The sequence below is a fragment of the Lysobacter spongiicola DSM 21749 genome, from assembly GCF_900167055.1.
GTDB classification, from domain to species: Bacteria; Pseudomonadota; Gammaproteobacteria; order Xanthomonadales; family Xanthomonadaceae; genus Novilysobacter; species Novilysobacter spongiicola.
Genome location: NZ_FUXP01000010.1, coordinates 36425 through 55385, shown reverse-complemented (window position 1 = coordinate 55385; position 18961 = coordinate 36425). Strand labels below are relative to the sequence as shown.

At 69.1% G+C, this 18961-nt stretch carries 16 protein-coding genes; all 16 read right to left on the bottom strand.

Annotation, left to right across the window (positions count from 1 at the left end):
* Positions 1-116 precede the first annotated feature (116 nt).
* Entirely contained in the window at positions 117-1367 is a 1251-nt protein-coding gene (locus B5D37_RS11470) for an ABC transporter permease (RefSeq protein ID WP_234987862.1), read from the bottom strand.
* On the bottom strand, positions 1364-2674 hold the full coding sequence (locus tag B5D37_RS11465; protein WP_143814286.1) for an efflux RND transporter periplasmic adaptor subunit: 1311 nt from the start codon (positions 2672-2674) through the stop codon (positions 1364-1366). Before B5D37_RS11465 ends, B5D37_RS11470 begins: the two co-directional genes overlap by 4 nt.
* Entirely contained in the window at positions 2671-3627 is a 957-nt protein-coding gene (locus B5D37_RS11460) for an HlyD family secretion protein (RefSeq protein WP_159447390.1), read from the bottom strand. The genes B5D37_RS11465 and B5D37_RS11460 overlap by 4 nt, the downstream gene beginning before the upstream one ends.
* A gap of 23 nt (positions 3628-3650) precedes the next feature.
* Positions 3651-4610, bottom strand: a complete 960-nt coding sequence (locus B5D37_RS11455; protein WP_078758869.1) for an HlyD family secretion protein — start codon at positions 4608-4610, stop codon at positions 3651-3653.
* Positions 4597-5271, bottom strand: coding sequence for an ABC transporter ATP-binding protein (locus B5D37_RS11450; protein ID WP_078758868.1), 675 nt, complete (start codon positions 5269-5271; stop codon positions 4597-4599). The genes B5D37_RS11455 and B5D37_RS11450 overlap by 14 nt, the downstream gene beginning before the upstream one ends.
* Before the next feature lie 34 nt (positions 5272-5305).
* Positions 5306-5812 carry a hypothetical protein gene (locus B5D37_RS11445; protein ID WP_078758867.1) on the bottom strand — a complete coding sequence of 169 codons (507 nt, stop codon included), beginning with the start codon at positions 5810-5812 and terminating at the stop codon, positions 5306-5308.
* A 106-nt stretch (positions 5813-5918) separates the two neighbouring features.
* The gene (tkt, locus tag B5D37_RS11440; RefSeq protein ID WP_078758866.1) at positions 5919-7910 is read right to left on the bottom strand and encodes a transketolase; all 1992 of its coding nucleotides are present in this window, start codon (positions 7908-7910) and stop codon (positions 5919-5921) included.
* 103 nt (positions 7911-8013) lie between these two features.
* Positions 8014-9336: a dicarboxylate/amino acid:cation symporter gene (locus tag B5D37_RS11435; protein WP_078758865.1), complete on the bottom strand. Its 1323-nt coding sequence runs from the start codon at positions 9334-9336 to the stop codon at positions 8014-8016.
* Positions 9337-9405: 69 nt separating this feature from the next.
* A complete protein-coding gene (locus B5D37_RS11430) occupies positions 9406-11079 on the bottom strand; it encodes a BatD family protein (RefSeq protein ID WP_078758904.1) in 1674 nt (557 codons plus the stop codon).
* 5 nt (positions 11080-11084) lie between these two features.
* Positions 11085-12902 (bottom strand): VWA domain-containing protein, encoded by a 1818-nt coding sequence (locus B5D37_RS11425; protein WP_078758864.1) that lies wholly within the window; start codon positions 12900-12902, stop codon positions 11085-11087.
* A complete protein-coding gene (locus B5D37_RS11420; protein ID WP_078758903.1) occupies positions 12899-13888 on the bottom strand; it encodes a vWA domain-containing protein in 990 nt (329 codons plus the stop codon). Before B5D37_RS11420 ends, B5D37_RS11425 begins: the two co-directional genes overlap by 4 nt.
* Positions 13889-13926: 38 nt before the next feature.
* Positions 13927-14382 (bottom strand): DUF4381 family protein, encoded by a 456-nt coding sequence (locus tag B5D37_RS11415; protein ID WP_078758863.1) that lies wholly within the window; start codon positions 14380-14382, stop codon positions 13927-13929.
* Complete coding sequence (locus tag B5D37_RS11410; protein ID WP_078758862.1) at positions 14382-15278, bottom strand: DUF58 domain-containing protein; 897 nt, start codon at positions 15276-15278, stop codon at positions 14382-14384. Before B5D37_RS11410 ends, B5D37_RS11415 begins: the two co-directional genes overlap by 1 nt.
* Positions 15279-15311: 33 nt before the next feature.
* The gene (locus B5D37_RS11405) at positions 15312-16337 is read right to left on the bottom strand and encodes an AAA family ATPase (RefSeq protein WP_078758861.1); all 1026 of its coding nucleotides are present in this window, start codon (positions 16335-16337) and stop codon (positions 15312-15314) included.
* Between the two features lie 150 nt (positions 16338-16487).
* A complete protein-coding gene (locus B5D37_RS11400; protein WP_078758860.1) occupies positions 16488-18428 on the bottom strand; it encodes a type IV pilus secretin PilQ in 1941 nt (646 codons plus the stop codon).
* 18 nt (positions 18429-18446) lie between these two features.
* Positions 18447-18953, bottom strand: a complete 507-nt coding sequence (locus tag B5D37_RS11395; protein ID WP_143814290.1) for a pilus assembly protein PilP — start codon at positions 18951-18953, stop codon at positions 18447-18449.
* Between the last annotated feature and the right edge of the window lie 8 nt (positions 18954-18961).

The window sequence follows — 18961 nt, the reverse complement described above, 5'->3', positions numbered from 1 at the left end:
CCATCTCGACCTGACTCGGTTATTCGTGAGGACACGGGGATAGGTTCGGTTTGACTTGGCGAATATCACCCGGCAGTTGGGCGGCAGGAAGGATACGGCCGACTGAGAGATCAGGCCTAATCGTGGCGGAGTGCGGCGATCGGGTTCAGCCGCGCCGCCTGCCGCGCCGGATACACGCCGAAGCCGAGCCCGACCAGTGCACAGAAGGCGACCGACAGCACGATCGGCATGGGTGCCCAAGCCACCTGCCAGTCAGCGAACAGCGCGATCGAATAGGCCAGCAGCACCCCGAACAGTAGGCCGAGTAGTGCGCCGGCGACGCAGATCACCGCCGCCTCGCGAAGGAACTGGGCGATGACGTCGTGCTGGCGCGCTCCCAGCGCGCGCAGCAGGCCGATCTCACGCCGCCGCTCCAGCACGTTGGCGAGCATGATGTTCATGATGCCGATGCCACCGACCAACAGGCTGACACCCGCAATCGCGCCCATCACCACCCGGAAAATCCGCTGCGTCTGTTGATGCTGGCGGAACAATTGCTGCGGCACCACCAGCCGGTAATCGCCGGCGCCGGCGTGGCGCTGGTCGAGCACTGCCGCGAACACCCGCGCGCCCGCCATCAGTTGTCCCGGGTCGGCCAGTTTCAGCAGCACCCGGTCGACCTCGTCCTCCAGCGGCTCGAAACGAAAGCGTGCGCGGGCGCTGGGCAACGGCACGTAGATCCGGTTGCTCTCCAGCCCCAGTTGCATCCCCTCGAACTTCGCCTCGCCCAGATCGCGGTCGGCGAGCACGCCGACCACCTCGAGCCAGACGTGGTTGACTTTGACGTGTCGGCCGACCGCATCGCCGGCCGGGAACAGGTCGGCCGCGGCCTGGCTGCCAAGCACGGCAACGGGCGATAGCGCCGCGGCGTCGTCGTCGTTCAGCGCACGGCCGGCACCAACCTGCAGCGACGACAGCTGAAAGAAGCCGTCACTGACACCACTGGCCCGCGCATCGCTGCGGCCGCTGTCGCTGAAGACCGAGTGGGTGCGGACCTCCTTCTCGACCGCATAGGCCTCGGCGCCCGGTACCACCGCCAGCGCGGCCCGACCGTCGGCGACGCTGAGGCCGAGGCTGCGTTCGCGGTTTTCCTTGCGGGTGTCCTCGTCCTGGTGGACGGTCTCCACGATCAGGTTGTGCAGGCCGAGGCTCTCGACCATCCGTAGCGCCTCGCGCCGGCTGCCTTCACCGACTGCCTGCATCGCCACGATCGCGCCGACGCCGAAGATCAGCCCGAGCAGGGTCAAACCGGTGCGCAGGCGACGGCGCCACAACTCCTCGATCGCCTCGCGCCAGATCGGCGGCAATGCGTGCAGCCATCGATTCACGACCCCGGCTCCTTGCTGTCATCGCTGTTGTTGTTGCCACCGGCCGGATCAGTTCCTGGCGAGGCCTCCGGATCTATCGCGCCGATCGCATCGGCGGCCGTGCCGCCGTCGACCAGCAGCACCTCGTCGCCCGGTGACAACCCCTCCAGCACTTGGGAGCGGGCGCTACCGCGCACGCCGATTTCCACCTGGCGGCGCGCGAAGCCTTCGCCGCCGCGGACCTGCACGTAGTGCCTTCCTGCTTCGCTGCGCAGCGCGATGTTGGCCACGCTCATCGCCTGACCCTCGAACAGCACCACCCGCGCGCGCAGCTTCTGACCGGGAACCCAGCCGTGCTTGCGGGCGGCTTCGGCCGGCACCGTCGCCTTCATCGTCAGGTACTTCACCGGGCTGTTGCGGCTCATGACCTTGGCCGCGCTGGCCACCCAGCTGATGGTGCTGGTCACCTGCTGCCCGGGGCGGCCGACCGGCGACAGCTCGACCATATTGCCGACGGCGACGCCCTGCGCCTGGATCTGCGGCATCGCCAGCTCGACTTCCAGCGTGCTCGTGTCGGGCAGGCGGCCGAGTTCGGAGCCTGGCCGCAGGCTGCTGCCGATGGTCGGCTTCTCGCCGCTCCAGTCGGCGGTGAGCATCATCACCCCGGCGTGCGGGGCGCGCAGCTCCAGCGCCTCGAGGTCCTTGCGGCTGCGCTCGGCCTCGATCGCCACCGTCGCCCGCTGGGCATCGAGCACCGCGAGTTCGGCGGCGCCCCGCTCGCTGGACTGGCCCTGCTTCCAGCGCAGGGTGTCGCGCTTGGCACCGAGGTAGTCGACGTCCTGGATGGCGTCGAGTACGTCGTTGCGGGCCATCGTGGACAGGTCGGCGCCGGCGTAGCGCTCGGCGATCGACAGGTCCATCGCGACCTTGGACAGGTCGACCGCCACCCGGCCCTGGCCGGTCGTGAGCTCGGCCTGCTTGGCCGCGCGCGCCAGGGCATTGCGCTCCAGATCCACCCGCGCCTCGGCCAGGTCGAGCTCGCCGCGTTCGGTGCTGAAGCGTGCCAGCACCTCGCCCTCCTCCACCCGGCTGCCCTCGTCCCGCATCCAGACCAGCTGCCGTTGCGCCCAGCCCTGGCCCGGCACCAGCAGCGGGGTGGCCTTGGCCGACTGCAGCGGGCCCTCGCCGATGACGTCCAGCACCAGCGGCACGCGCGTGACCGTCTCCACCGTCGGTGGCGCGACGTCGTCGCCGCAGCCGGCGAGCATGGCAGCGGCAAGCGCCAACAGCAGGCAGACGACCAGTCGCCCTGTCCTGGCCGGAATCACCGCGGCGCTCCCGCCGATCGCGCCTGTTCGTCGGCCACTTGCACCTCCACCCGCACCGATTGCCCTGGCTTCAGCAGGTCGGCCGCGTCGCCCAGCGCGATTTCCAGGTCCAGCACCGGCACCGGCTGCACTCGCGATTTGCTGCGCACCGCCCGGCCAACCGCCTCGATACGACCGGCAACCGCAATGCCGGCGCCGCCTTCGACCACCACCCGCACCGGCATGCCGATGCGGACGCGCGACAGGTCGCGTTCGGGTAGATCGCCGCGCACCGCCAGGGTCCCGGTATCGGGGATCTCTGCGACCGCCTGGCCGCGGAACACCTGCGACCCCACATCGAACTTGTCACCGCTCCAGCTGCTCTTGTGCATCATCAGCCCCTCGCGCGGCGCCTTCACCTCGAGCGATGCCAGCGCGTCCTGCAGATGTGCGACCTCGCCCTGCAATTGCGCGATCTCGGCCTCGACCAGCCGTCGCTCCTGCCGGCGCTGCTCGGCGGAGAGCCGCTCGCGCTCCTCCGCCAACGACAGTCGCCGCTCGGCTCTTTCCCGGGCAATGATCAATTTCCGATATTCGGTGCCAGGGATCAGCGCCTGCGGCTGCCCTGTCTTGCGCCGGGCCTTGTCGACGTCCGCGCGCGCCTCCGCGGTCGCCAGGCGTTCGGTACGCTCTCGCTCGGCGAGGTCGAGCAGCAGTGTTTCCAGCTCGCGCTGCTTCTCGCCCAACTTGCTGTTCTTCGAGTTCAAATCCTGCATCAGGCTATTGCCGTCGAAGCCGAGCACGACCTCGCCCACCTTCACCGGCGATCCGTCCGGCGCGATCCGGGTGATGTTGAGCATCCACACACCATCGATGCTCGGCGGCATGAGGGCTTTGGATTCGCCCGCATAGACCTCGCCATCGATCGACAGCACCGCTGCAACCACCGGCGACGCACACATCGCCAGCAGCACTATGGCGGCCACGTGTACCCGCTTCATGGCACCGCTCCGGCATCGACTCTTACGCTCATCCCCGGCAGCAGCTTGAGCTCGCCTTGTGCCGGGATTTCAATGTCGATGGTGAAGTAACGCCCTTCGCCCCACTCTGGCCTGTCCTCGGGGACGCCGGCAATCGCGCTGATGCGGCCGGGCGTCAGCCGCCCCGGCAGTGCATCGAAGGCGAGCCCCACCGCCTGCCCGACCATGAGCCCGCGGCGGTCCGGCTCCAGCGCCCACGCTCGAACGCGCATGGCACCCCCGCTGACCACCTCGCCGGCCTTGCTGCCCGGCAGGGTGGAGCTGCCCTCGTCGATGCGGCCGCCGATCCAGTTGTTGTTGAAGCCATGCACCACCACGCCCGCCTGCTCGGCACGCACCTCGGACATCCGCACCCGCGCGGCGTGGTAGTCACGCTGGGCGACCAGCTTGTCGATCTCCAGGGTCCCGTCCTGCTGCCGGCGGCCTATCGCGGCGAGTGCGGCCGCCAGCTCCTTCTGCTTGAGCGCGTACTCGCGGCTGGTCCGGTCGAGCTCGCCCTGGTAGCGGTCGTGATCGAGCGCTGCGATCAGCCCGGCCGGAATCCCGGCATCGATCGCGGCAACCTCACGCGCCGCGTCGGCGTCCACCAGCGCCAGCTCGGCATCGACCACCTCGACCCGCAGCCCGGCCAGCTCCTTGTCCATCCGCACCCGCGCCTGCTCGATCTGGGCCTCGAGGTCGCGGATCTGTCCGGCGGAACCGCCCGGATCGACCCGCAGCACCACGTCACCGGGCTCCACCCGGGCGCCCTCCGGCACGAAGTACCGCAGCACGACCGGCGAAGAGTTCGCTTGCGGGGTGTAGATCGGCTGCGCGTCGACCGCCTGCACCTCACCGGTCAGCACCACCGCGCCCGCGGCCGGCGCCAGCAGCAGGCCGAGCACCATGACGCCGGCGCGCAGGTCAGTGCGCGACATCTTGTTCGATCCGACCATCGCGCAGGCGGATGCCGCGCAGGGCGCGGGCGGCGACGTCGTTGTCGTGCGTTACTAGCACCACCGTCTGACCGCTGCGATGCACTTCGTCGAGCAAGCCCAGCACGTCCGCCGCGCTGCGCGAATCGAGGTTGCCGGTCGGCTCGTCGGCCAGCAGCAGCGCCGGCCTGAGCAGCAGCGCCCGGGCGATCGCGGCACGCTGCACCTGTCCGCCAGACAGTTCATTGGGACGGTGGCTGCTGCGGTCGGCCAAGCCGACCCGCTGCAGCAGTTCGCGCGCATGCTCGTGCGCCGACGCCGGCGGGTCGCGGTGGAAGCGCAGCGGCAGCAGTACGTTCTCCAGCACGCTCAGGCGCGGCAGCAGGTGGAAACTCTGGAACACGAAGCCGATCCGGCGGTTGCGGATGTCGCTGGTCGCCTCATCGTCGAAACCGGCGACGTCCTCGCCCTCGATCAGGTAACGACCGCTGTCGGGCCGGTCCAGGCAACCCAGAATATTGAGCAGGCTTGACTTGCCCGAGCCGGACGGCCCGGTGATCGCCACGAACTCCCCCGCTCCGATACTCAGATCCACGCCATCGAGCGCGTGTAGCGCTTGTCCGCTCATCCGGTAGGTGCGGCGCACCTGCTGCAGTTCGATCAAGCCCCGTCCCCTGATACCTCAGCCCCACCCTCGATCATCGCATGACACTCCGGGGCGAGGTTACGCCGCCGACCTCGCCATCCCGGGTGAATGCAAACATGTAGGACAGCTTCACCGGAATCGCCCGCACCATGGCCTCCGGAGACTCGCAATCTTCCCCATCGTTTTCAGCAGGGGTGCAGATCGCTGCAGCGATGAAGGACCACCGGGCAACTGCACCCGTCACTTCCCGGAGGAAGCTGCTCCCTGGATAACCCGAAACGTCGGTGCACGAAGAACCGATGTCGAGGGGTTCAATCGATGACACCTCGCCATGCTCGTCCACCACCAGCTCGATGCACACGCTCACCGCCCCCGCCAATTCGTGTGGATCAACGTCGCCGGGAAATAGCGGGAGGGGACTTTCGATGGGCGCCGCCATCAGGAAGACATCGTCCTGCTGTAGCCGGGTCCGCTCAGCGAACGGCGGCAGCACCATGGCGTAATCGACATCGGTCCGCACCGCCCGGGTGGAGCACGCTGTCGAGGCGAGCGCCAGCATCGCCCCCAGCACAATGCGAAGCAGAAGCCGACTCACCGGGTCCGGTGACGCGTGCGCAGGTCGCATATCCACTGCCTCCCTGCAGCGCCAGCCGTCAGAGTTTCCGTCAACCGAGCGCGCTCGCCGCCTCGACGACGCGTTCGACCGTAAACCCGAAGTGCGGGAACAGCTTGCCAGCGGGGGCCGATGCACCGAAGGTATCGATGCCCACCACGACGCCGTCCAACCCGACGTACTTGCGCCAGAAGTCCGAAACACCGGCTTCGATCGCCACCCGCTTGCGGCAAGCCCTGGGCAGCACCGAATCGCGATAGTCGGCGGGCTGACGGTCAAAGACATCGGTCGAAGGCATGGAGACCACGCGAACGTTGTCACCCAGTGCCGCGGCCGCCTGCATGGCGAGACCGACTTCCGAGCCGGTCGCGATCAGGATGGTCTCGGGCTCACCCTTCGAGTCCTTCAGCACGTAGCCACCACGCGCGATATCCGCGACTTGCGCATCGCTGCGCTGCTGGTGGTCGAGGTTCTGGCGCGAGAAGACCAGGCAGCTCGGCCCGTCGCGGCGTTCGATCGCGGCCTTCCACGACACCGCCGACTCGACGGCATCGCAGGGACGCCAGACGTCGTTGTGCGGGATGTAGCGCAGGCTGGCCATGTGCTCGATCGGCTGGTGGGTCGGACCGTCCTCGCCCAGACCGATGGAGTCGTGGGTGTAGACGTGGATGGCATGCGCGCCCATCAGCGCGCTCATGCGCACGGCGTTGCGGGCGTAGTCGCTGAACACCAGGAAGGTCGCGTCGTACGGCACGAACCCGCCGTGCAGGCTGAGCCCGTTGCCGATCGCGGTCATCGCGAATTCGCGCACGCCGTAATAGATGTAGTTGGCGTCGCGGTCCTCCAGGGTCACCGACTTGCTGCCGCTCCACAGCGTCAGGTTGGAGTGCGCGAGGTCGGCGGAACCGCCCACCAGCTCCGGCAGCAACGGCGCGAAGGCCTCGATCGCCATCTGCGATGCCTTGCGCGAAGCCACCGTCGGGCCATCGGCCTGCAGTTTGGCGATGTACGCATCGGCGGCAGCGGAGAAGCCTTCTGGCAGCTGGCCCTGCGCCCGCCGCACCAGTTCGGCGGCCTCCTCCGGGAACGCGGCGGCATACGCGTCGAATGCGCGCTTCCACTCGTCCTCGCGGGCCGCGCCGGCATCGCCGACCCGCCAGCCGTCGTAGACCTCCTGCGGGATGTGGAACGGTTCGTGGTCCCAGCACAGGCCGGTCCGGCAGGCGGTGATCTCCTCCAGGCCCAGCGGCGCGCCGTGGCTGGATTCCTTGCCGGCCTTGTTCGGCGAGCCATAGCCGATCGTGGTCCGGCAGCAGACCAGGGTCGGCTTGTCGTTGCAGGCAATCGCCTGCTCGATCGCCGCCTTGATCGCATCGCTGTCGTGGCCATCGACGCCGCGCACCACGTTCCAGCCGTAGGCTTCGAAACGTGCCGGCGTGTCATCGGTGAACCAGCCGGCGACGTTGCCGTCGATGCTGATGTGGTTGTCGTCCCAGAACGCGACCAGCTTGTTCAGGCCCCAGGTGCCGGCCAGTGACGCGGCCTCGTGCGAGATGCCTTCCATCAGGCAGCCGTCGCCCATGAACACCCACGTGCGGTGGTCGACCACCTCGTGCCCCGGACGGTTGAAGCGCTGCGCCAGCAGCTTTTCTGCCAGCGCCATGCCGACGGCGTTGGCGAAGCCCTGCCCCAGCGGGCCGGTGGTGGTCTCCACGCCAGGGGTCATGAAGTTCTCCGGGTGGCCCGGGGTCTTGGACTCGAGCTGGCGGAAGTTCTTCAGGTCGTCGATCGACAGGTTGTAGCCGGACAGGTGCAGCAGTGCGTACTGCAGCATCGAGCCGTGGCCGTTTGAGAGGATGAACCGGTCGCGGTTGAACCAGCCCGGGTTGGCCGGGTTGTGGCTCAGGTAGTCGTTCCACAGCACCTCGGCGATGTCGGCCATGCCCATCGGCATGCCCGGGTGGCCGGAGTTGGCCGCCTGCACGGCGTCGATGGCAAGGAAACGGATGGCGTTGGCGAGGTCGCGGCGGGTCGGCGTGGGCATGGGCTGCGCTGGCGTGGAATCAGCACCCATTGTCCCATCCCGCCGCGGCCGTGTCGCCCCGACGGCCGAGGACCGTCGGGGCAGCGGCAAGGCAGCGTTTTGGCTACGCGTCCGTCCTGGGCGCGACTGGCGCCGCGCCCGCCCCTTCCTCGCTGCGGCCGATCACCACCGACCCGGCCATGTCGCCGCCCACGTTCACCACCGTCCGGCACATGTCGAGGAAGCGATCCACGCCCAGGATCAGGCCGATGCCTTCCGGCGGGATCCCGAACATCACCAGGATCATCGCGATCACCGGGAGCGAGCCACCCGGAACGCCGGCGGCGCCGACCGACCCCAGGATGCACATCACCAGGATCAGCCCCTGCTGCAGCAGCCCGAGCTCGACCCCGAAGAACTGCGCGAGGAACAGCACCGTGATGCCCTCGAACAGCGCCGTGCCGTTCATGTTGGCGGTCGCGCCCAGCGTGCACACGAAACGGGCCACCCGCCGCGGCACACCCAGCTCCTCCACCGACACCTTCAGGGTGGTCGGCAGGGTCGCGCTGGAGGACGAGGTGGAGAACGCGGTGAGCAGCGCCGGCTGGGCGCCCCGGAAGAAGCGCATCGGCGACATCCCGCCGAAGACCCACAGCAGCGTCGGGAACACGACGAAGAAGTGGATCGCCAGCGCAAGCAGGACCGTCCCGACAAAGCGCGCCAGTTGCACCAGCACGTCCAGGCCGAGCTGGGCCGTGATGGAGAACAGCAGGGCGGCGACGGCGTAGGGCGCCAGTTCGATGACCCAGCCGATGATCTTCAGGCAGATGTCGTAGATGCCCTGCACGGTACCGACGAAGGTCTTGGTGCCTTCGGACTGGAGGACGGTCGCGGCGATGCCGAACATCAGCGCGAAGAACATCACCGCGATCAGGTCGCCGTCGGTGGCGGCGGCCACCGGGTTGCGCGGCACGATGTTGAGCAGGACGTCGATGCCGGAAACGGCTTCCCGGCCGCCGGCGATCTCGGTGGCGCGGGCGGACGACTCGGACAGCAGCGTCTGGGCGATATCGGGGGGCAGGCCCTGCCCCGGCTGGAGCAGGTTGACCAGCACCAGGCCGATCGTCACCGCCATCGCCGTGACCACCAGGATCCAGAGCAGGGTCTTGCCGCCGATGCGGCCCAGCGAGCGCGGATCGCCGATCTCCACCACGCCCAGCACCAGCGCCGAGAACACCAGCGGTATCACCACCATGAAGAGCAGGCGCAGGAACAACTGACCTATGGGGTCGGCGACGTAGGTCACCAGCACATCCAGCCAGGCGGCTTCGCCGACCAGCATGTTCGCGGCAAGACCGGCGACCACGCCCACGGCGAAGCCGATCAGCATCCGCGTGTGCAATGCCAGGCCGGTCCTGGTCCCGTCCGTGCTGTCGTAAGCCGTCATTGATTCATTCCCCGAGGTCGGCGGCGAGCTTAGCAAACGCGCGCCGGGACCCGACGCACGCCGCCGGGCTCACGGATACAGGGGGGGCAAGGGACCGGCGTCGGCCGGGGCCGGCTCGGCCTTCCAGCGCGGCCCGTTGGCGAAGGCGCTGCGCAGGAGCGATCGCGCCTGCACACCGTCGCCATCACCCCAGCGCGCGCGCTCCATGGCATCGACCGCTTCGACCTGGGCGCGATCCGCCAGCCGGTCCCGCAACTGGTCGACGTTGGCAACCGGCGGCCGGGCCATCGCGCACAGGGCATGGGCCACATCCGACAGGGTGCCTACGTCCAGTGCACGGACCAGTCCTCCCCGATCCGCAGGGGCGACTGTTTCCGGCGCCGCGTCCTGCTTTCCAAGCCCGGGACTGGGGTCGGGGCGGTGCATGGCCCACGCCAGGGTCAACAACCACAGCAGCGCGAACACGACGGTTGCAATGATCCACACGCGGTTGTTGCTCCAGTCGAGCCATCCGGCACCGGGGTCCGTGGCAATCGAGGTGCCGCCGGATGCCGTCGCACCTACCGGCGGCATTGGCGCAGGCGTTGCGAGCGGCGGCAGCGTGGCGGCGCCACTTCCGGCGCCGACCGCCAGGTCCAGCGCCGGCAGCCGGGCTGTCCGGACGGCGCCGGCAGCCACGTCCCACCACTCGATCTCCAGCCCGGGCAGCGTCACCTCACCCGCTCCAGCCGGCACCAGCGAGAATGCCCGCGTCAACGTCACCCGGGGCCGGCCATCGACGAAACGCTCGTCGGCCTGGACCGGCTCGGCGAACACCTGCACGCCATCGATCGGTGGCAGGCGCAGCTCCGGCAACTGCGCCGCACTGGCACCGTCCGCCGCCAGCTCGACGGTGACGGTGGCGGCACTGCCCGCCTGCAGATCCCCTGGGGTCGCGGCGTAGCGCAACTGCAGGTCGTGCAGGGGCAGCCAGGGTTGGGGGGCGTCGGCGGGCACCGGTCGCACGTCCAGCGTCCGCGCGGGGGCCTGGGCGGACAGGGAACCGCTGCGCCCGAGGAAATCGTCGAAGAACCCCGCGGCCCCGCGACCCTGGAACTTCGCGCCCGGAATGCTGAGCGGCCCGCTGGACTCGGGGATCAGCTGGTAGCGGCGCTCGATGACGGTGTAACGCCGCCCCTGGATATCGCGCGCGAACTGCGCGTCGTCGCCGACCTGCCGCAGGCTGGCGCCATCGGGTGACGGCTGGTCCAGGCTCCCCGACACCAGCGGAACCGCCGAGTACAGCCGCACCACCCAGCCCACCGCCTGCTGCACGTACGGGTCGGAGTCGTCGGCCTCGCTCTCGAGGAACACGTCGTCGCCCGCCCGCGTCGGGGTGTTGGCGCTCGCCGGAGCAACCACCAGCGAAAGCGGCTGGGTGCGCTCGCGCCCGACCTGCAGGGCCGGGACGGTCACTACCCCGTCCTGGCGGGGGCGCAATGCCACGGCATGCAATGTCCGGATGGTCACCTCGCCGTTGTTCATTTCAACCTGGCGGCGGCTGGTGCGTCCACTGAGCTCGAAGTCGGCCTGGAGTGGAGCGTAGTCGGGGGCGCCACCGCCTTCGGCCAGGATGTTCAAGGTGACGGTTTCACCAGCGGCGATGCGATCCCGATCCAGCCAGGCCCTCGGCTGTGCGGCCGCCGCGATGCACCACAGCGACAGCAACACCAGCAGGACCACCTGCAGGGACTTTCGCGACATCGTGCTCATTCCTCCCACCCGCCGCCCATGCGCCGGCGCTCGTATTCGATACGGAACTTCTCCCGCAACAGCCCGCCCGGGTCATCGGGCACCCGGCGGAGCCATGCCTCGTTGGCGAGCCGTCGCTCCCGCTGCTCCGGGGTTTCGTTCGATGGCACCGCCTGCGCAGCCTCTTCCGTCTCGCTCTGTCCGTCCGCACGGGCATTCTCCAGTGCCTGCTGCATGCGCTGGCGCTGGGCCTCGTCCGCCTCCTGCTGCTCCTGCGGGTCGGCAGGCGTGGATCCGCCCCCATTCCCGGCGTCCTCGGCCGGTTCCTGCTCGTCTCCAGCAGGCGGCCGCGCGTCCGGAGGCTGCTGGTCACCACCTTCGCCTGACGGATCGCCTTCGGCCTCCGCACTGCCCTGTTCGCCCTGCCCCGCGGAATCCGGGTCTCCCGACTCGCCTTCCTGCTGCCCGGCGTCAGGCTGCCCGGGCTGTCCCGGCTCGCCGGGCCCGCCCTCGCCCTGCCCGTCCTCCGATGCTTCGGATTCCTGCTTGCGCATGGCTGCCTCGACCGCCTGCCTGTTGGCAACCGCATCCTCCATCCCGGGCCGCTGCCGCAATGCTTCGTCATAGGCCTCGATGGCCCCGGCATAGTCGCCGGCACGGGCCAGCGCGTTGCCGCGGTTGTAGTCGGCCACCGGCCCCTCGACCTGGCCGTACAGTCCGATGGCGCGGTCGTACTCTTCCGCACGATAGGCTTCGGCCGCTTCCGCCATGCGTTGGTGCTGCACCTGGTCCGGCCGCTTCCACAGCTCCGCCGCGTGCAGCTCCGCCGCCGGGAACCACGGCACCAGCAACAGGATCCCGACCGCGGCGCCGCGCCGGAATCCGAACAGGACCAGCACCATCAGCGGGAACAGAAGCCAGTAGCCCTCGTCCTGCCAGGCAAGACCGGCCCCGGCGCCGTCCCGGGATTTCGCAGCGACACCCGAAGTCTGTGGATCCAGCACGCCCAGGGCCCGGAGGTCCGACATGTCGGCAGCCAATGGCGCGAAGTCGCCATTGCCGGCAGCCGCCACGTCTCTCAAGCGGCCGGTTTCCAGGCGGGTGGTGGCCTGGGTGCCATCCGGTCGGGCATGCGTGGCCCCCGCCTCGGAACCCAACCCCAGGAGGGACACTTCGAAGCCGTCCGCAGCGGCCTGGCGTGCCGCCTCGACAGCGCGCGCGTCCGCATCGTTGGTGACCAGCAGCACCTGGCCGCGATCGAATCCCGCCTGGTGCAGCAGGCGCACCGACCACTCGATGGCCTGGTCCGGCTGCTGGCCGTCCACCGGCATGATCGCCGGGTGCAGTGCGTCGAGGAACACCGCGACGTTGGCGGGGTCCGCGGTCAGCGGGGCCACGGTGAAGGCTTCCCCGGCCCAGGCCACGAGCCCCACCTGTCCGCCCTGGCGATGCTCCAGCAATGCCGAGAGCTTGGCGCGGGCGTGGGCCAGCCGGGAGGGCGGAAGATCTCCGGCCAGCACATGGCTGGAGAGGTCGAGGGCGACGACCAGCGGCACCGCATCCTGCCGGAGCGGCTGTTCGACCTGTCTCCAGCCCGGCCCGGCGAGTGCCACCACCGCCAACAGGTAGGCCAGCGCGCCCCCCAGTGCGAAGGCCATGCCCCGGCTGCGGCCGCGGTCGACGAGGTGCGCAAGCAGGTGCGGATCGACTGCGTCGCGCCACGGGTCGTCGCGGCGCTCGCGGCGCAACAGCCACCACGCCAGCACCGGTAGCGCGAGCAAAGCCCACAGCCACTCCGGCCGCACGAACTGAAGGGGCAGTGCGAGCACGCTCATCGGCGCCTCCTGCCGGTTCGCGCGACAGCCAGCAGACCGGCGAGCAACGCCGCCGCAAGCGGCCAAGAGTAACGCTCGATCATCGGTCTTATCGATTGTCCCGGTCGTTCGATCGGTTCCAGCCGGTCGATCTCCGCATAGATGCCGGCAAGCTCCCCGGCGTCGCGCGCGCGGAAGAATCGCCCTCCGGTGATGTCCGCCATCTGCTGGAGCGTTTCCTCGTCGATCTCGTCGCCCGCACCGGCCATCGGGAGCTGGAATCCGAACAACGAGAGAGATCCTTCGCCACCGAAGGCGATGGTGTGGACCCGGATGCCCTCGTCGGCGGCGAGCTCGGCCGCCTTGGCAGGTTCCAGAAGCCCGGCGGTGTTGACGCCGTCGGTCAGCAGCACGAGTACCTTCTGCCCCCCCTCCTGGCTGCGCAGCCGCTTCACGGCCAGCCCCACCGCATCGCCGATGGCCGTTTCCTGTCCCGCGATGCCCACCACGCTGTCGGCCAGTTGCTGGCGCACGGTTTCATGGTCGAGCGTCAGCGGCGCGAGCACGTACGCCTGCCGACCGAACACCACCAGGCCGATGCGGTCACCGGTGCGGCGGTCGAGGAAATCCGCCAGCACCGCCTTCGCCGCCGTCAGCCGGTCAACCAGTCGGCCGCCGAGCTGCATGTCCGGCTCGCTCATGCTGCCCGAGAGGTCCAGCGCCAGCATCAGCTCCCGCCCCGCCAGTGGAGGCTGGATCGCCTCGCCGGCCTGCTGTGGCCGCGCCGCCGCCACGCAGAGCAGCAACCATGCAAGCCACAACAGCCACGGAATCCGCCGGCCGCCCAGTCCCTTGCCTTCCTCGGCTACGGCGCGAAGCCGGGTTTCATACGGCACCCGCAAGGCGGAGCCATGGCGACGGGCAGGCAGCAGCCATCGAAACAGCAGGGGCAAGGGGAGCAACAGCAGCGCCCAGGGCCAGGCGAAACCATCCAGCCAGGCGGGCATGATCGAGGCCGCCGTATCCGCGAAGGTAGCGTTCATCGTCAACGCATCCATCGCAGGAAACGTTCCCGTGCCAGCGGCCGCAGGGCCTGCACTTCCGACGGTTCGACGTTGCGGCGCCAACCTCCTTCCAAAAGCAGCCGGCCTGCTCCGGTCGAGAACACCGGCCCCTGCTGCTTGCCGCCAGGCCCATCGAGGAATGCCAGCCAGTCATCCCCCTGCAAGCGGTCGGCACCCGGATCACGCGTGCGCGCGGCACGACGCAGGAGCTCGGACAGCAGCGCCACCTCTTCGGCCGGAGTGGCGGCCTGCGCAACCGTCTCGTCGAACAGGGCGGCGAGCCGTGCGCGCCTGAGACGGCGGCGCCGGCTCCACCAGCCCCACGCCAACGAGGCCAGGACCAGCAGCAGGAGCAGCATCCACCAACCGGGCGCGGGTGGCCACCAGGGCGGCGCCGGCGGTTGGTGGATGTCACGCAGCGCCAACGGGGCCTGCATCACGCCACCATGGGCCGGGCGCGGCCCAGCAAGGGCAGCCAGGATTCGCTGGCGGCGTCGGTCAGCAACCGGTCCGCCCGCACGCCACAGGCGGCCAACGATGCGATGGCTTCGTCCCCCGGCTGGCGGAATTGCCGGTTCCAGCGCTCGCGCTGGGTGCGGCTCCCGAGATCGAGCTCCACCCGCTCTCCGCCGCTGCGGAAGGCGACGGTGTCGTGTGGCGGCGACAGTTCGAGCGGGTCGGTCACCAGGAGGACCACGACCTCATGATGGCGGGCAAGCGACGACCAGCGGCGGCCCGGGATATCGGCAGTCGCCAAGGCGTCGGCGAGCACGACCAGCCGGGAGCCGGGACGCAGCAGTCGCTGGGCGTGGTCGAGCGCCACCCCCAGCCCCTCATCAGCTTCCGGTGCGGTGCGATACCAGCGCACGAGCGCGTCAAGTACGCGCAAGGCGCCACGGGCTCCACCTGCCGGGCTGACCGGCTTTTCACGGGAGCTGCCACGTAACGCGGCGATGCGGTCGCCATCGCGCGCTGCCGCCCACGCGGCCACCGCTCCCGCCCTTGCCGCCTGGACCGATTTGAACCGCACCCGGGTCCCGAAGTACATCGATGGGGCGGTGTCGGCCACCACCAGCGTCAACCGCTCCCGCTCCGCCTGGTACAGCTTGGTGTGCGCGTTGCCGGTGCGCGCGGTCAGTCGCCAGTCGATGTGCCGGGCGTCGTCTCCGGCGACATACTCCCTCGACTCCGCGTACTCCATGCCCCGCCCCCGCAGGGGCGACAGCGCCTGTCCCGACGGGCCATGCCGCCCGAGCCGGGCCCCGCGCCTGCCGGTGGCCACCGCCCGTAGCGCCAGCAACTCCGGGAGAGTGGGCGCGATGCCCTCAGACATCGGTCGGGGCACCGCGGGAAATGGAGGACAGCCTCATGGCAGCGGCACCTTGGCCAGCAGCTCCGCGACGAGCCGGTCGCCATCCCACCCTTCAGCCGTGGCCTCGTAACTCGGCAACACGCGGTGGCGAAGCACCTCCGGAGCGATCGCACGCACGTCGTCCGGCGTAACGAAGTCACGACCCGCCAGCCAGGCGTGCGCGCGCGCGCAGCGTTCGAGCGCGATGGATCCGCGCGGGCTCGCGCCCCACTCGATCCGACGGCCCAGCGCCTCGTCGTAGCGCGACGCGTTCCTCGAGGCGAGCACCAGCTCGACCAGGTAGCGCTCGACGGCGGGGGCGACATGCAAGTCCAGCACCGCCTCGCGTGCCGCGAACACGTCGGCCTGGGGAATCCGTTGCTGTTCGGTTTCATGGGGCCGCAGTACTTCCCGCGCACGCTCGCGCGCCAGCCTCAGGATCTCCACCTCGGCGCCGGCGTCCGGATAGCCGATGCGCACGTGCATCAGGAAGCGGTCCAGCTGGGCCTCCGGCAGCGGGAAGGTGCCTTCCTGCTCGATCGGATTCTGCGTGGCCATGACCAGGAACAACGGCGGCAGCGGGTAGGTCGCACGGCCGACGGTCACCTGCCGCTCCCCCATGGCCTCCAGCAGGGCCGACTGCACCTTGGCCGGGGCCCGGTTGATCTCGTCGGCCAGCAGGATCGGATGGAACACCGGTCCGGGCTGGAACTCGAAGCGGCCATCCTGGGGACGCCAGACCTCGGTGCCGGTGAGGTCGGCGGGCAGTAGGTCCGGGGTGAACTGCACGCGGGCGAAGTCCGCTTCCAGGCGCGCCGCCAGCGCCCGCACCGCCGTGGTCTTGGCCAGTCCCGGGGCGCCTTCCACCAGGAGGTGCCCATCGGCAAGCAGGGCGATCAGGAGACGCTCGACCAGCGCCGCTTGGCCGACGATCTCGGACGACAACGCGTCACGCAATGCCTTGAAGACATCGTGCAGCCGCGCCGACTCCCTCTCATCCGCCGCGGGCATGGCGACATGCGTGCTGTGGGTGTGGTCCATCCTGTCCTCTTGGGTTGTCGAGAGCTCGGCGGCCCATGATGCCGTATCGGGTTCGACCGGAATGTTCACGCGGGGTTCCCGCGCATTTGTCGCATGCCAACAAAAACGGGGCCCGAGGGCCCCGTTTGCGAAGATCATGCGGTGTCCGGATCAGCGATGGTTGCGCTGGGCGACTTCCAGGACCTTCGGGGTAACGAAGATCAGGAGTTCCGCCTTTTCCTGCGTGCGCCCCTTGCGCTTGAACAGGTTGCCGAGGAACGGGATGTCGCCGAGGAACGGCACCTTGGCCACGTCGTCACGCTCGCGGAACTCGTAGACGCCGCCGACCACGACAGTCTGACCATCTTCGACCAGAACCGCGGTGTTGACCTGGCGGGTGCTGATCTGCGGCACGTCACCGATGGAGGTATCGATGAAGCCCTCGATCTCGTCCTTCTTCACGTTGAGATTGAGGAACACGCGGCCATCGTTGGTGATCGTCGGGGTGACCTGCATCTCCAGCACCACTTCCTTGAACTGGACGCTGGGGGTGGCCACGCCGCCGGCGGTGGCCGGCTGGATGGTCACGTAGCCGACTTCCTGACCCTGCTTGATGATGGCCTCGCGCTGGTTGCTGGTCACGATGCGCGGGTTGGAGATCACCTCGCCACGACCCTGCTCCTGCATGGCCGACAGCTCGACATCGAGCAGGTAGCCGGCATTGAGGATCGAAAGTGCGACTGCGCCGGCGGGATTGCTGACCGCAAGATCGGTCATCAGCCCGCGGGTGATCTGGGTACGGTCGTTGAGGTTGTCGATGTTCTGCTCGAGATCGCCGCTGAAGCCGACGTTGTCCCGGGTGCCGCTGATGCCGAACCGGGCACCGAGTTCACGCATGAAGCTCTCGGTAGCCACCACCACCCGCGCCTCGATCACGACCTGGTCGACCGGACGGTCGATCACCGCGATCAGCTCCTTCATTTCGGCGACCTTCTTCGGGGTGTCGCTGATCATGAGGGTATTGGTGCGCTCGTCCGCCACCAGGCGTCCACGCGGCGAAAGAAAACCGGTGTCACCGTCGTTGCCGGAGCCACCGCCCGAACCGCCACCGCCACCGCCGGAGCCACCGACGCCCTTGGCCTCGGTCAGGGCTTCATAGATCTGGGTGGCGTTGTGGTAGTTGATCTGGATGTACTCGGTGGTCAGCTCCACGCGGTTCGACATCGCGATGCGCGCGTCCTCGCGGTCCTGCTCGTACTGGGCGATCTCCGCCTGGGGCGCGATCCAGACAACGTTGCCATTGCGACGCTTGTCCAGTCCCTTGGCCTGCAAGACGATGTCGAGCGCCTGGTCCCACGGCACGTTGACCAGCCGCAGGGTCACGTTGCCCTGGACGGTATCGGCGGCGACGACGTTGAGGTTGGATTCCTCGGCGATCAGCTGCAGCACCGTGCGGACCGGCACGTCCTGGAAGTTGAAGGTCACCGGCCGGCCGCCGTAGCGCGGGGTATCGGTGCTGCTCGAGACCGAGGTCGTCGCGCCCACACCCGTCCCGGTGTTGCTCGCCGTCGATGCGACGGCCGCGGCACGCGGCACGATCTCGACGATGTATTCGTTGCCGGTCTGGTAGGCCATCGACTCGAAGTTGCCGTCGGTCTGCAGCACCACCGTGGTGCCACCACCGCTGCTGCGTGGCTCGATGCGGTCGACCGGCGTGGCGAAGTCGGACACGTCGATGGAGCGTTGCAAGGTCGCCGGCAATTGGGCGTTGGCCACGTCGATGACGACCTGCCCTCCCTGGTTCCGGAGATCCGGGCTTGCGCCGTTGCCGTCGAATCGCAGCACCAGGCGGCCGGAGCCGCCGTCGCCGCGCTTGAAGTCGATGTTCGCGACGGAAACGCCACCCGGCACCTGCTTGGCGGGGTCGGATGCCAGCGCAGCCTGGCCCACCAGGACCGAGGTCGGCCCAGTCGCAGGCAGCGGAGCCGCGTGCACGGCGGTGAAGGCGGCCAGCGCGCCAAGCACCAACCCGTAGCCTGCGCCCCGGGCAGCCTTTGCGGCAGTCATGGGGCGCCGGGCAGGCCGCTCTCGTGTGGCTTTGAATACGGTCATCGTGCTATCCCCCAATCCTTATTGATCTTCCAGCGCGACGGTGGCCGGGCGTTCAAGCCAGCCCCCGGCGCCGTCCGGAACCAGTTCCACCAACTCGATGCGGTCCTGGGTCACCGAGGTCACCCGACCATCGTTCTGCCCCATGTACGCACCGGGTCGTACCCGATAGGTCACCTTGTCCGGCGCCATTACCAATGCCACGGTCGCGCTACCCTCGCCCAGCGTGCCCACCATGTCGAGACTGTCCAGCGGGAACTGCTCGAGGGTCTGCTTGCGCCGATCGGAATCGGGACGCGGGCCACTACCGGCGTTGCGGTCGGTAAAGGCCGTGCTGAAAGGATCCCGCATGCCCTGCGCAGCGTATTCGAAGGTCTCGAACTGCTGCATCACCGGCAAGGGCGGCAATGGCGGCGCGGGTTGCGCCTTCACCTCGGCCACCCAGTCTTCCAGGTTCGGGGCGTCATCGTAGGTACTGGTCACACCGCGCGTGCAGCCGGCCAGTACCAGCAGGGCCAGCCCGGCCATCAGCAGTC